The sequence below is a fragment of the Rhodoblastus sp. genome (assembly GCF_019449565.1).
GTDB lineage: Bacteria > Pseudomonadota > Alphaproteobacteria > Rhizobiales > Beijerinckiaceae > Rhodoblastus.
This window is the reverse complement of record NZ_JAGRPM010000017.1, coordinates 14,562-27,873: the sequence shown is the minus strand read 5'-3', so window position 1 is coordinate 27,873 and position 13,312 is coordinate 14,562. Positions and strand designations below refer to the sequence as shown.

The window sequence follows — 13,312 nt, the reverse complement described above, 5'->3', positions numbered from 1 at the left end:
GAAACAAGCGTGCAAGTTCTCGTTCGCGACAACAATGTCGACCAGGCCCTCAAGGCGCTCAAGAAGAAGATGCAGCGCGAGGGCATTTTCCGCGAAATGAAGCTGCGCGGTCATTACGAAAAGCCCTCCGAAAAGCGCGCCCGCGAGCAGGCCGAGGCCGTGCGCCGCGCCCGCAAGCTGGCCCGCAAGAAGATGCAGCGCGAAGGCCTGCTTCCGATGAAGGCCAAACCCGCCGCGCGCTGAGCGCCCTGCGGGGCGCCGATTGGTCGGTCTTCCGATTTTCGGCGCAGTTCGACCCATCGAATTGACGCTCTTCGCCTCCCCGCGAAGGGCTCTTCGGGCTTTTCAGAACCCGTTTGCGCCGCCCCTCGCCAGCTCCGCCGGATTGGGGTAACAATTTATACACCATGCGAGGTTAGCTTGCGCCTCGCCCGTTCCCGCGCCGTGGCTTTCGTCAGCCTGGACGCTTCGTCGGGGGGACCGAATGGACCAAAGACGCAGAGCCGATTGGGATCGACATGGCGGGCCATCGCAAATATCTGATTTTCGCGGCGCTTGGACTTCTCGGCGCGCCTTTGGCCGGTTGCGAATCGGTTCCCGGCGGCGGGCGCGGCCCCGGATATGCCGAGATCTCGTCGGCCGATCCCAAGGCGCTTGAAGCCAATATCGCCTCGCTCAATGGCGTCGTCGCGGCTCATCCCAGCGATCCGGAAGCCTATAACACGCGCGGCGTGGCCTATGCCAAGATCGGGCGTTACAATGACGCCATCTCGGATTTCTCGCAGGCGATCAAGCTCGATCCGCGCCACGCCTCGGCCTATACCAACCGGGCGCTCGCCGAGCGGCAGGTCGGCGCCAATGACGCGGCGATGCAGGATTTCACCCACGCGATCGAATCCAATCCGAATCACGCCCCGGCCTATCTCGGCCGCGCCAATCTCGAGCGTGCCCAGGGCCAGCTCGATCCCGCGTTGCGCGATCTCGACCAGGCGATCCGCCTCAATCCGGAAAACGCCCAGGCTTTTCATGCGCGCGGCCTGATCTATCAAAAACAGGGCAACAACCAGCGCGCGGTCACCGATTTCGACAACGCCATCGACCGCGATCCCTTCGCGGCGGCGCCCTATCAGGCGCGCGGCCAAAGCCTGCTGGCGCTCAACAAGCCGGACAAGGCGATCGAGGACTTCAACGCCGCGCTGAATGTGGACAACCGCAATGCGGCAGCCTGGTCCGGCCTCGGCCTCGCCTATGAAAAGCAAGGCGACCGCAAGAAGGCCTATGAGAATTACCAGCGCGCCCTGTCGCTCAATCCCGACGACGCCGTCGCCCGGTCCGGCGCCGGCCGGGTTCAGGGCTGAGCGGGCCGCTGCAAGCCCGCGTCGGGGCGGGCCGCCTCAGGCGCCTGCGTAGGATGCGAAACGCGCGCAGACGCTCTCATAGACCTTGCGCTTGAATGGCACGATCAATTCCGGTAGCCGCTCCATCCGCTCCCAGCGCCAGGCGTCGAATTCCGGCTTGTGGCCGTCCGGCGACACGATATTGATCTCCGAATCCTTCCCGGTGAAGCGCAAGACAAACCATTTCTGGGTCTGGCCGCGAAACCGCCCCTTCCACGTCTTCTTGGTGACATCGCCCGGCAGATCGTAGCTGAGCCAATCCGGCGCTTCAGCCAGGAAGCTCACGCTGCGCACATTGGTTTCCTCGCGCAATTCCCGCAGAGCCGCGCGATAAGGCGCCTCGCCTTCGTCGATGCCGCCTTGCGGCATCTGCCATTCATGCTCGGAATCGATGACGTCCGGCGTCCGCCTCGATTTGCGGCGCCCGACGAAGACCAGTCCTTCCGCATTGAGCAGCATGATGCCGACGCACGGCCGGTAGGCTAGAGCCTCCATGAACGAATCACCTCTTTTCGCTACGCGCCGTCGCATCGGCGCCCAGAACCGCGGATACAGGAACCAGCGCGACGCCGCGCCGCGCCAGATCCGAGGCAAAACGCGCGATGCGCTCGTTCGCCTCTGGCAGGCCGGCGGCGAATCCAATGGCGACGCCCTGTTGCCGCGCGAGTGATTCCAGACGGAACAGGGCCGCGTCAATGGCTTCCGGGCTTTTTGACGCGTCAATGCGCAGATCGGCCTTGGCGAAGCCGACGCCATTGGCGCCCGCGACTTCGCCCGCAATGCTTTGCGGCGACGAGCCGTCATCGACAAAATCGAGACCGCGATCGGCGAGTTCGCGCATCAGGACCTCGGTCGCGGCGCGATCAGCGGTAAATTTTCCGCCGAGAAAATTGACGAGACCGAAATAGCCGACGAAACGGCCCATCTGCCAGCGGAGATCGTCTAGCGCCCGGGCGCCGTCATTGGCCGGGAGAACATGCGGCCCCGGAGAATCCGCCGTGTCGAAGGGCTCCATCGGCGTCTGCAGCAGAATTTCATGTCCCGCGTCGCGCGCGGCGGCGGTCTGTCGCTCCAGCTGATCGCCATAGGGCGCGAAAGCAAGGCTGACGCCGGCGGGCAAACGCCGGATCGCTTCGTCGGTCGCTGGCGCGTTCAAGCCCATGCCGCCCACGAGAATGGCGATTCGCGGCGCGCCCGGCTTGATTGGCGGCTGCAGCGACAGCGGCCGCGCATAAATCCGGGCGGGCGTCGAGCCGTCCTTGCCGCGTCGCGGCAACAGGCCGAACCGGCTTTTCTCGACCAGACGGCGGTCGGGCGCGGGGACCAGCGGCGACGAGCCGGCGCCGTCCGGCACCTGAATGATGAGGGAGCTCGGCGCGCCGCCATTGCCACGGAAAATCTTCACGCCGCTTTCGACTTCCATCTGCTGCGCGGTGGAGACGCCGTCGTTCCTGGCCTCCGGCGGCGGCGCGGGCGGCGCTGGCGGAACGGCCGGAGCAGGCGGCGCGGGCTGGATCGGCGCGACGGCTTCCGGCTCCCCGCCCGGCGCCCGGCTTTTGCCGGCGAAAAGCGCGGCGCCGGCGCCCGCCGCGATCAGCGCGACGGCGAGCAGTCCGAGCCAGACCTTTCCCCCGGCCTTTTCGGGCGGCGGTTCGCGGTCCTGTCCGAGTGGGCGATCAAGATCGTCGAGCATGGCGCTTTCGCAAAGGGGCCGCGAATCGCCAAAGCCCCGGACCATAAACTACACCAGTTCCCATACAGGAAACCACGGGGACGCGCGGCGGGGCGCGCCCCTCATTTGGCGTTTGCAGGCCAGACGGACGCGAAAAGGCCGAGGGATGCAAAAGGGCGGGAGCCAAAAAGGCCCGGAGCCGCATGTTCACGGTCCGGGCCTTTGGAATTGCGCGTGTTGAACGCCTCAACCGCAGAACATCACTTGCTGTCGGCGGGGCCGGGCTTGAGAACCGGCTCGGATTTCGGCGCGGCGTCGGGCTTGTCCGCGTCCGTCTTGGGCGCGATCTTTACGGCGTCGGACTTTACCGTGTCGGCCTTTGAGGCTTCCTTCCTCTCCGCGGCGGCCGCCTTGGCGTCCGCTTCGACCTTGGCCGTCTCGGCCTTGAGCGCATCGGCGGTCTTCACGCCGCGCAGCAGGTCATAGGCCGCGTGCAGCGCCTTGTCCTTGGTCTCGTCGGCCGGGACATAGGCCTGCGAGCCGTGCTCCTCGTCGTCGCCATTCTTGAGATGACCCTTGAGCGAGGCTTCGCCCTCGGTCTTGTCCTTGCCCTTGAGTTCGTCCGGGACGTCCTCGAGCACGATGATATCGGGCTCGATGCCCTTGGCCTGGATCGAACGGCCGGAGGGGGTGTAATAGCGCGCGGTGGTCAGGCGCAGCGCGCCATTGTTCTGGCCAAGCGGAATGATGGTCTGGACCGACCCCTTGCCGAAGGAGCGCGTGCCGATCAGCGTGGCGCGCTTGTGATCCTGCAGGGCGCCGGCGACGATTTCCGAGGCCGAGGCCGAGCCGCCATTGATCAGCACGATCACCGGCTTGCCCTTGGAAAGATCCATCGGGCGCGCGTTGTAGCGCTGGGTTTCGTCGGCGTTGCGGCCGCGCGTCGAGACAATCTCGCCATGGTCGATGAAGGCGTTGACCACCGCCACCGACTGGTCGAGCAGGCCGCCCGGATTATTGCGCAGATCGAGCACATAACCCTTGAACTTGTCAGCCGGAATTTCCTTCTGGATCTTCGCGATGGCGTCCTTCAGCCCGTCGAAAGTCTGTTCCGTGAACTGGGTGATGCGAATATAGCCGATGTCGGGCTGGTCGATGCGCGAGCGCACCGACTTGATCTGGATGACCGCGCGGGTCAGATTGATGTCCAGCTTTTCCTTCTTCGGTCCGCGCAGCACCGTCAGCTTGACATTGGTGTTGACGTCGCCGCGCATCTTGTCGACGGCCTGGTTCAGCGTCATGCCCTGAACGCTATCGCCATCGATGGCGGTGATGAGGTCCCCGGAGAGGACGCCGGCGCGGGCGGCCGGGGTGTCGTCGATCGGCGCGACGACCTTGACGAGGCCGTCTTCCTGCATGACCTCTATGCCAAGGCCGCCGAACGCGCCGCGCGTCTGCACCTGCATGTCGGTGAAGCTCTTGGCGTCCATATAGCTCGAATGCGGATCAAGCGAGGTCAGCATGCCGGAAACGGCGGCCTCGACCATCTTCTTGTCGTCCGGCTTTTCGACATAATCATTGCGGACTTTTTCGAAGACGTCGCCGAAAAGGTTGAGATTGCGATAGACGTCGGACGCGGCGGCCACCGCGGAGCCGCCGACAGGCAAGTTGGAGCGAGATCCGACAACAACAGCCGAAGCGCCAATGGCGACGCCCAGCAGAACCAGCGATGTTTTGCGCATTATCCGCGAACCCTTTGCATATCCGACTTCGACCACCACGGACCTGGGTCGATCGCCGCCCCGTCCTTGCGAAATTCAACATAGAGAACTGGCTGCGTCGCGCCAATGGCTACCGAAGCCGCCGTTTTCGCGGTTCCATCGCCCATGACCCCCACAGGCTCGCCCGCGAGAACAAACTGTCCGACGGTCACGTCGACTCGCGCCAATCCCGCCAGCACCACATAGTAGCCGCCGCCGGCGTTCACGATCAAGAGTTGTCCATAGGTTCGCCACGGTCCGCTGAAGGCGATATAGCCATCGCTTGGCGCCGAAATAATGGCGCGCGGGCGGGTTGCAAGCGAAAGCCCCCTTTCCACGCCGCCAAATTCGCTCGGAGCGCCGAAATATTTGATGACGCTGCCCGCCGCGGGCAGAGAAAGCATGCCCTTGGCGTCAGAAAAGGCGATCGCTGGGGCGAGCCGCGCCGGATCGCGCTGCGGGACATTGGCGAAGCGCGCCTTGGCTTCGGCGGCCTGCGCCTCCGTCAGCCGCGCGCGGTCTTCCTCCGCCTTGCGCGCCTGATCGGCCGCGTTGCGCGCGGATTCCAGCTCGCCCTCCATGCGCGCGATCAGATCCTTGAGGCTGGCCGCCTGGCTCGCCAGCGCCTGGGAACGGGCGCGCTCGGCGGCCAGGGCCTCCTGCGCGGCGCCAATCGATTTCTGCCGCGCGTCGATCAGGGCCTCGAGCCGCGCCCGCTCGTTGCGACGCGTCTCCAGTTCGCGCGCGAGATCCGCTCTTTCCCCCGCGATGGAGGCGCGCAGCGCGATGAGATCCTGCAAATCGCTGGCGAGCGCCTCGGTCTCCGAGCGCAATTGCGGCAGCACGGCCCCGAGCATGATCGAGGCGCGGATGGCGCGCAGCACGTCTTCCGGCTGGGCGAGCAAGGCGGGCGGCGGCTTGCGGCCCATGCGCTGCAGGGCGGCGAGCACCGCGATCAGGACTTCGCGCCGGCCCGTCAGAGAACGCTGGATCGCGGCTTCGCTGCCGGTGAGGGTGTCGAGGCGGCTCTGCGCCTCGGCCGCCCTGGCTTCGGACAGGTCGATTTTCTTGCGGGCGTCCATCAAGGCCGCCGTGAGCGCGGCGCGGTCGTTCTGAAAGGAGGCGATCTCCGTCTCGATTTTGTTGCGCTGCTCTTCTGACTGCGCGAGGACGTCCTGCACGCCTTGATAGGCTTGGCGCCGCGCTTCGAGATCGGCCGCCTTGGGATCGGACGGCTTGGGATCAGGCGCTTTGGGATCAAGCGCTTTGGGATCGGCCGCCTTGGCGTCCGGCAGGGCCGGATTCTGCGCGCGCGCGGGCGCGCCCAGGCTTAGCCAGACGCAAGCAAAGCTCAGCCAGACGCAAGCGAATGTGAGAGCGGACGAATTTCGTCCCGCCGTCCGAGCGCGCCGCCTGCCCTTTGCTCCCGCCATCGCCCTGCTTTCGGCCGAATCATTCCGGCGAGCTTAACCCGGAATTCCCCCGCAAGGGGAGATCGGCGCGCGACTTCCGCCGGCCAGAGGCTTCAACCCATCATAATTTCCGCCAAAGGCGCCGAAAGGCGATATCTCAGGCCCTCCGGCGTAAAATCCAGCACGCTTTCGCCCTGGATCGCCAGCGGCGCCATGCGGGTGAGCACTGTTCCGCCAAAGCCGGAGCGCGCCGGCGCTCTCACGGCGGGCCCGCCCCGCTCACGCCAGGTCAGCGTATAAAACTTGCCGTCGCGGTCGAGGCTGAAGCGAAGTTCGACGCTGCCGCCGGGCGCCGAAAGCGCGCCATGCTTGACGGCGTTGGTCGAAAGCTCATGCAGGGCGAGGCCATAGGATTCCGCCGCGCGCGGATTGATCTCCACGAAATCGCCGGACACCGCGATCCGGTCTCGCGCCTCGTCGTCGAGCTGGCCGAACTGGTTGCGGGTCAGATCGGCGATCTGGACCCCGCGCCAGTCACGCGAAACAAGAAGATCGTGGCTACAGCCGATCGCCGACAGGCGCGCCATGAAGCTCTCGATGAAATCGTCGGGCGAAGGCGACAGCCGCGCCGTCTGGCGGGCCACGGCCTGCACCACGGCGAGCAGGTTTTTCGAGCGGTGATTGACCTCGCGCAACAGGAATTCGATATGCTCCGCTGCGCGGGTCAGCGGCGCAATGTCGCGATAAATCATGGAAATGGCCGCCACATCGCCGCTTTCGTCGCGAATCGGCGCGGTGGAGAGGGAAAAATCCATCCCCGCGCCGTCCTTGCGCCGCCGCCGCACGATCCGCGCCTTGGAGGGTCCGGCAAAGGACTCGCGCAGCTTCTCTTCATATTGCGCGCGGTCTTCCTTCGGCACGATCAGATCGGCCAGTTTTGCGCCCGCGATTTCCACCGGCTCATATTGGAAGATCTCGCTAAAGGCGCGATTGGCGTTGAGCACGGCGCCCTGCGGATCGACGCTGACGATGGCGTCGCCGGAATTGGCGACAATCGCCGCCAGTTGCTCGGCCGCCCGCTTGCCGCGTTCAAGCTCGGCCTCCTGAAGGGCGCGACTCTCGCCACGGGCCGCCGCGAGATGGATCGCCGCGGGCGCGCCGACGCCGCCACGCCGAAGGGCAAAATGGACATAGGCCGGGAGCGCCTGCCCCGACGCGCCGCGCCACAGCAGGAAAACATCCGCGATTTCCTCGCATTGGGCGAGGGCTTCGGAGAGATCCGCGAAGAAGGAGTCTCCATTCCCCTCGATCAACTCGGCGAATCGCTTTCCGCCAACTGATCCGCTGCCAAGCAATTCGCCTTCGGAAAAGCCGATCCAGTCGCGAAAGGCGCGATTGACGCGCGTAAACGACCCGTCAGACGCCAGTACGGCCAGACCGGACGGGGCAAGTTCAAAACTATCATCCATCAACATGCGGCGGGCTCGATCCGGACCAGTTCTTTCGGAGGCCCCTTCCTGCGGGACCGCTGGTTTCGTAACGCCTTTCGCGTGAACGGCTTACACGCGATGATAGGGATGGCCGGAGAGAATGGTCAATGCGCGAAACAGCTGTTCGGCCGCCAGGGCGCGCACAATTTGGTGAGGCCAGGTCATCGCGCCGAAGGCGAGGGTCAAATCGGCCTTGTCCCGCAAGGCCGGATCGAGCCCGTCCGGCCCGCCAATGACGAGGGCGCAGGCCGGAGTCCCGGCGTCGCGCCACTCGCCCAGTTTGCGGGAGAATTCCTCGCTGGTCATGCTCTTGCCGCGCTCGTCAAGGCAGATTTTTCGCGCGCCCTGCGGCAGCGCGGCGGCGAGGGCCGCCGCCTCCTCGGCCTTTCGATCCTCCGGACGGCGCGCGCGCGATTCGTCGATCTCGCGCATTTCAAAGCCGGTGAAGCCGATCTTGCGGCCGCCGGCGACGCAGCGGTCGGCATAGCGCGCCACGAGTTCACGCTCGGGGCCCGCCTTGAGGCGCCCGATTGCGAGCAGCAACAGCTTCATCGCGAAAAAAGGCTCACGCCTCGGCCCGCTTCTCGCCCGGCCGGTCCACGCCCCACATCTTCTCCAGATTGTAGAACTGGCGCACTTCGGGACGGAACAAATGGACGATGAGGTCGCCGGCGTCGATCAACACCCAGTCGCAGGCGGGAACGCCCTCGACGGCGGGCGTCGGCGCGCCGGCGTCCTTGAGCGCCCTGACGACCCGGTCGGCCAGAGCGCCGACCTGCGTGGTCGAGCGCCCAGTGGCGACGATCATCCAATCGGCGATCGACGTTTTTCCGGCGAGGTCGATCGAGACGATCTCCTCGGCCTTGAGATCGTCAAGCGCGGTGAGAACGGCGCGCATCTGCGGATCCAGCGCCGCCGGGTCCAACCCGGCCGTCGGCTGCGGCTCGGCGCCTGTAATTTCTTTGCGGGTCAGTTGAAAAATCCTCGCTTCTTGCGCTTCGCTGCGCTGAGCTTGCTACATACGCCTAAAATGCAGGCGCGCGCGCGAAGAATCAACCGCTGGCGCGATTCAAGCAGCGAGGAGCGCGGTTCCGCGCCCAATTGGAGGCCGTCATGATCGCCAAGCGTTGGTCTGGCAAGCGTTGGTCTGGATTGCTCGTCGCTTGGCTGGTCGCCCTTGGCGCCCCCGCCGGACGGGCGCAGGTCGCCCCGGCGCAGAATTCCGTCGGCCCAGCGCATTATGGCGACATCGGCGACCCATTGAAATGGCCGCTTTCCGCGATCGGGACCGTCATGGTCACCTGGGGGATCGCCCATACGCAGCAATGCACGGGAACCCTTGTCGGACCAAAGCTGGTCCTGACCGCGGCGCACTGCGTCTTTTACGGAGATAAACTCGTACCGCCAGCCAATGTCCATTTCCTGGCCGGCCTCAACAAGGGCGTCCCGGGCGCTCATTCGCCTGCGGCGCGTCTCGATGTATCTCCGGGTTTCGTCCGCGCGGAAATTTCCGCCGTAAACGACTGGGCGTTGATCACCTTGCAGGAGCCGCTCGATATCAAGCCGGTCGAGGTTCGGGCGTTGAACGCCGCCGAGTTTCGCGAGATCGCAGAAGCCAATACGGCAATGCAGGCGGGCTACGGCAAGGATCGCCGTTATCTTCCCTCCGTGCATCGCAATTGCGCCATCGCCGCCGGACCGAAAGAGGAGACCTTTACCTTACGATGCCTGCTGAATTTCGGCTATTCCGGCTCGCCTATCCTGGCTGAAGTCTCGGGCGCGCCGGTTATCATTGGCATCCTGTCCTGGATGACGACGCCTCCCGACCCGGGCGCTCGAATCGGAACTGCTTGCGCATCGACGCAATTTGCGGCGCGCGTGGTTGAACTTTTACGCACTAAGTGAGGAGCATCAGCCTCGCTAAAGCGAGTTTGAGGCCTTGCGCGCTCTTGCGAGCAATTCATCCGCTGAAAGCGCGGCTCCCACGGGATCCTCGACGATCGCCCCGAACTGCTGCGCCAAGGCCGCTACCACAGCCAGCGCCGCCAGCTCCTCGCGCGGATCGCCGGCCCAGCGGAACGCCATTGCGACCGAATCCTCGGCAAGAGCGTATTTCGAACGCGTTTCGGCCTCGACCTCCTGGAAGCGCAGGTCGAAGCCGGCATCCTCGCCGTCCAGCGCGCAGGGGACATAGCCCTTGCTCTTCAAAGGCGCATAGTCGTCATCGACGACAAGTTTGAAGCCGAGAGGATCGAGCGCGGCTTGCAGCGCCTTGCGCGACGGAACGTCGGTTTTCTTGAGATAAGCGGTCAAAGCGCGCGCCATGGTCGCTCCCATTGCGATTGCGGTTGCGTTGGCCGCTCCAAGCATCTCCCGGGCCAAAAACGGGGGCGACATTCATGTCGCCAAGCTGACGCGGCAATAACTAGCCGCGCTTCTTCGCCCGCAATTGCGTCGATGACAGCGGCGACCGTGGACCGTGCAGCACGATCATCGCCGGGGGGCGGCGCAGCGGCAGGGTTTTCGCCTGCGATTCAGGCAGCCGGTAGCGCGCGAACCAGCCGCCAGCCAGACCATGCACGGCGCGATGGGTCGAGCCGGGCCGGTCGATGACCAGAATGGGCATGGCCCGCGCGATTTCCCGCCAGCGCCGCCAGCGGAAAAAGGCGGCGAGATTATCCGCGCCCATGATCCAGACAAAATGCACGCCCGGACAGGCCCGGCGCAGGTAATCGACAGTCTGGCAGGAATAGACCGCGCCAATTTCCGCCTCGAAGCCGGTCACCACGATGCGTGGATCGCGCATGATTTTTCGCGCTTGCGCCATTCGCTCGCCAAGCGGCGGCAGGCCCTCGCGCGATTTTAGCGGATTGGCGGGCGACACCATCAGCCAGATGCGATCCAGCCCCAGCCGGCGCAGCGCGATGGCGCAGACCAGCGCATGGCCCGCATGCGGCGGGTTGAACGACCCGCCGAACAGCCCGATGCGCATGCCGCGCGCAAAAGGCGGCATGCTCATGCGATTTTGGCGGAAATCATGGCCGGGTTTGCCCCTCGCCATGCACGACATATTTGAACGAAGTGAGTTGCGCCACGCCAACCGGCCCGCGCGCATGCATCCGCCCGGTGGCGATGCCGATCTCCGCGCCGAAGCCGAATTCGCCGCCATCGGCGAATTGCGTCGAAGCGTTGTGGATCACGATGGCCGAATCCACCTCGCGCAGGAACTGCTCGGCCTTATCCTTATTCTCGGTCACGATGCAATCGGTGTGGTGCGAGCCATAGGTCTCGATATGGTCGATCGCGCCCTGCACGCCGTCCACCAGCTTCACCGCAATGATCGCTTCGAGATATTCAGTCGACCAATCCTCTTCCGTCGCGGGTTTTACGCGCGGGTCGAGCTTCATTGTCGCTTCGTCGCCGCGAATTTCGCAATCGGCGTCGAGCAGCAGCCGCACCAGTGGCGCGAGCAGGCGGTCCGCCCCGGCGCGGTCCACCAGCAGCGTTTCCGCCGCGCCGCAAACGCCGGTGCGGCGCATTTTGGCGTTGAGCAGGATCTTTTCCGCCTTGGCGAGATCGGCCTCGGCATCGACATAAACATGAACGATGCCTTCAAGATGAGCGAAGACCGGCACGCGCGCCTCGGCCTGCACGCGCGCGACAAGGCTCTTGCCGCCGCGCGGAACGATTACGTCAATGGCGCCGTTCAGGCCGGTGAGCATGGCGCCCACCGCGGCGCGGTCGCGCGTGGGAATCAGCGCGATTCCATCCTCCGGCAGCCCCGCTTCCATCAGGCCCGCGACGAGGCAGGCGTGGATCAGCCGCGAGGAATTGAAGCTCTCCGATCCCGCGCGCAGAATGGCGGCGTTGCCGGCTTTAAGGCAGAGCGCGCCGGCGTCGGCGGTGACATTGGGGCGGCTTTCGAAAATCACGCCGACCACGCCGAGCGGCGTGGCGATGCGCTGGATGCGCAATCCATTGGGGCGCTCAAAGGTCTCCAATAGGCGACCGACAGGGTCAGGCAAATCGGCGATGTCGTCGAGGCTCTGCGCCATGCTGGAGATGCGCTTGTCGTCAAGCATCAAGCGGTCGAGCATGGAAGACGCGAGATTTTTCGCCCGCGCATTGGCCATGTCGAGCGCATTGGCGTCGAGCAGATCCTTTGCGCGCGCGCGCAAAATTCTGGCGGCGGCGCGGAGAGCGAGGCTTTTCTGCTCCGGCGGCGCGAGCGCCAGAATCCGCGCGGCCTTGCGCGCCTTCTGGCCGATCGCATTCATCAGGGCGCCGAGATCGCCGCCTTCGCCTTCGACAATTTTCAGATTTTCCATCGCCATTCTCTCGATCGCAGCCGCGATTTCTAGCAGAGGGCGGCCTCGCCGCCAATGTCAGGCGAACGCGTCGCCCGCCAGAGCCATATCGTCGCGGTGAACCATTTCCAGCCGCCCCTCGATGCCGAGGATCGCCGCGATCTGGCGCGAATTGTGGCCGATGATCCGCGACGCATGTCCGGCGTCATAGCCGACCAACCCGCGCCCGATCTCGCCGCCCTGGGCGTTGCGGATCAGCACGCAATCGCCGCGCGAGAAATCGCCTTCGACATTCTTGACCCCTGCCGGCAGCAGACTGGCGCCGCCGATGATCGCGCGGGCCGCGCCGTCGTCGATGGTCAGCACGCCCTGCGGCGCCAGCGAACCGGCGATCCATTTTTTGCGGGCGGTGACCGGCGTGGATGGCGTGAGGAACCAGGTGCAGGACGCGCCTTGCGCGATGCGCCCGACCGGATTGGGCTGCTGGCCGTCCGCGATCACCATATGAGCGCCTCCGGCGGTGGCGATCTTGGCCGCCTCGATCTTGGTCTGCATGCCGCCGCGCGACAGCTCGGAGGCGGCGCCGCCGGCCATGGCCTCGATCTCGGCGGAAATGCGCGGCACCACCGGAATGAGCCGCGCGTTGGGATCTTGCGCAGGCGGCGCGTCGTAAAGCCCGGCGACATCCGACAGCAGGATAAGAAGATCCGCCGAGGCCATGGTCGCGACGCGGGCGGCGAGGCGATCATTATCGCCATAGCGGATTTCGCTGGTCGCCACGGTGTCGTTCTCGTTGATCACCGGCACGGCGCGCATGGCCATGAGGCGGCCGAGAGTCTCGCGGGCGTTGAGATAGCGGCGGCGTTCTTCCGTGTCGCCAAAGGTGACGAGAATCTGCCCGGCGACGATGTTGCGCTCCGCCAGAGCCTCGGCCCAGATGCGCGCGAGCGCGATCTGGCCGACGGCGGCGGAAGCCTGGCTGTCCTCCAGCTTCAGCGCGCCAGGCGGCAGTCCGAGCACCGAACGGCCAAGCGCGACGGCGCCGGAGGACACCACGAGAACATCCGCGCCGCGATGGTGCAAAGCGGCCAGATCGTCGGCGAGACCGTGCAGCCAGTCGCGCTTCACCTCGCCGCGCGCCCGATCGACCAGCAGGGAGGAGCCGACCTTGACGACGATGCGGCGGAATTGATCGAGCTTGGGAAGAATCATTTTGCTTTCCAAAAAATGCCGGTACGCCTCGGCGGATCGGCTAGGAGCGAATGCGACTCCAA

The 13,312-nt window shown here is 65.4% G+C and carries 13 protein-coding genes and 1 pseudogene; 3 read left to right on the top strand and 11 right to left on the bottom strand.

Annotated elements, in window-relative coordinates; translation table 11 throughout:
* Window positions 1–9: 9 nt before the first annotated feature.
* Together rpsU and QZ409_RS03685 are read left to right on the top strand one after the other, a co-directional pair.
* Window positions 10–231: pseudogene (gene rpsU / locus QZ409_RS03690) on the top strand (30S ribosomal protein S21); the annotation flags it as partial.
* A 287-nt stretch (window positions 232–518) separates the two neighbouring features.
* On the top strand, window positions 519–1,358 hold the full coding sequence (locus tag QZ409_RS03685) for a tetratricopeptide repeat protein (RefSeq protein WP_296707228.1): 840 nt from the start codon (window positions 519–521) through the stop codon (window positions 1,356–1,358).
* Window positions 1,359–1,394: 36 nt separating this feature from the next.
* Here the strand turns inward: QZ409_RS03685 and QZ409_RS03680 are convergent, their stop codons facing one another.
* The 7 genes from QZ409_RS03680 to rsfS form a co-directional block, all read right to left on the bottom strand.
* Window positions 1,395–1,892, bottom strand: a complete 498-nt coding sequence (locus QZ409_RS03680) for an RNA pyrophosphohydrolase (RefSeq protein WP_296707227.1) — start codon at window positions 1,890–1,892, stop codon at window positions 1,395–1,397.
* 7 nt (window positions 1,893–1,899) lie between these two features.
* Entirely contained in the window at window positions 1,900–3,090 is a 1,191-nt protein-coding gene (locus QZ409_RS03675) for a divergent polysaccharide deacetylase family protein (protein WP_296707226.1), read from the bottom strand.
* Between the two features lie 239 nt (window positions 3,091–3,329).
* Complete coding sequence (locus tag QZ409_RS03670; protein ID WP_296707245.1) at window positions 3,330–4,814, bottom strand: S41 family peptidase; 1,485 nt, start codon at window positions 4,812–4,814, stop codon at window positions 3,330–3,332.
* Complete coding sequence (locus tag QZ409_RS03665) at window positions 4,811–6,262, bottom strand: peptidoglycan DD-metalloendopeptidase family protein (protein ID WP_296707225.1); 1,452 nt, start codon at window positions 6,260–6,262, stop codon at window positions 4,811–4,813. Before QZ409_RS03665 ends, QZ409_RS03670 begins: the two co-directional genes overlap by 4 nt.
* Before the next feature lie 92 nt (window positions 6,263–6,354).
* Window positions 6,355–7,716, bottom strand: a complete 1,362-nt coding sequence (locus QZ409_RS03660) for a PAS domain S-box protein (protein ID WP_296707224.1) — start codon at window positions 7,714–7,716, stop codon at window positions 6,355–6,357.
* Between the two features lie 84 nt (window positions 7,717–7,800).
* Window positions 7,801–8,283, bottom strand: a complete 483-nt coding sequence (gene rlmH, locus QZ409_RS03655; RefSeq protein WP_296707223.1) for a 23S rRNA (pseudouridine(1915)-N(3))-methyltransferase RlmH — start codon at window positions 8,281–8,283, stop codon at window positions 7,801–7,803.
* A gap of 13 nt (window positions 8,284–8,296) precedes the next feature.
* On the bottom strand, window positions 8,297–8,629 hold the full coding sequence (gene rsfS, locus QZ409_RS03650) for a ribosome silencing factor (RefSeq protein WP_296707222.1): 333 nt from the start codon (window positions 8,627–8,629) through the stop codon (window positions 8,297–8,299).
* 215 nt (window positions 8,630–8,844) lie between these two features.
* On the opposite strand from rsfS, the gene QZ409_RS03645 reads away from it, so the two are divergent.
* Window positions 8,845–9,636, top strand: a complete 792-nt coding sequence (locus QZ409_RS03645) for a trypsin-like serine protease (protein WP_296707221.1) — start codon at window positions 8,845–8,847, stop codon at window positions 9,634–9,636.
* A 15-nt stretch (window positions 9,637–9,651) separates the two neighbouring features.
* Here the strand turns inward: QZ409_RS03645 and QZ409_RS03640 are convergent, their stop codons facing one another.
* From QZ409_RS03640 to proB, 4 genes are all read right to left on the bottom strand, one after another.
* The gene (locus QZ409_RS03640; protein WP_296707220.1) at window positions 9,652–10,056 is read right to left on the bottom strand and encodes a hypothetical protein; all 405 of its coding nucleotides are present in this window, start codon (window positions 10,054–10,056) and stop codon (window positions 9,652–9,654) included.
* Between the two features lie 100 nt (window positions 10,057–10,156).
* Complete coding sequence (locus QZ409_RS03635) at window positions 10,157–10,750, bottom strand: nicotinate-nucleotide adenylyltransferase (RefSeq protein WP_342394823.1); 594 nt, start codon at window positions 10,748–10,750, stop codon at window positions 10,157–10,159.
* A 16-nt stretch (window positions 10,751–10,766) separates the two neighbouring features.
* A complete protein-coding gene (locus tag QZ409_RS03630) occupies window positions 10,767–12,059 on the bottom strand; it encodes a glutamate-5-semialdehyde dehydrogenase (protein WP_296707219.1) in 1,293 nt (430 codons plus the stop codon).
* 57 nt (window positions 12,060–12,116) lie between these two features.
* The gene (proB, locus tag QZ409_RS03625; protein ID WP_296707218.1) at window positions 12,117–13,250 is read right to left on the bottom strand and encodes a glutamate 5-kinase; all 1,134 of its coding nucleotides are present in this window, start codon (window positions 13,248–13,250) and stop codon (window positions 12,117–12,119) included.
* Window positions 13,251–13,312 lie beyond the last annotated feature (62 nt).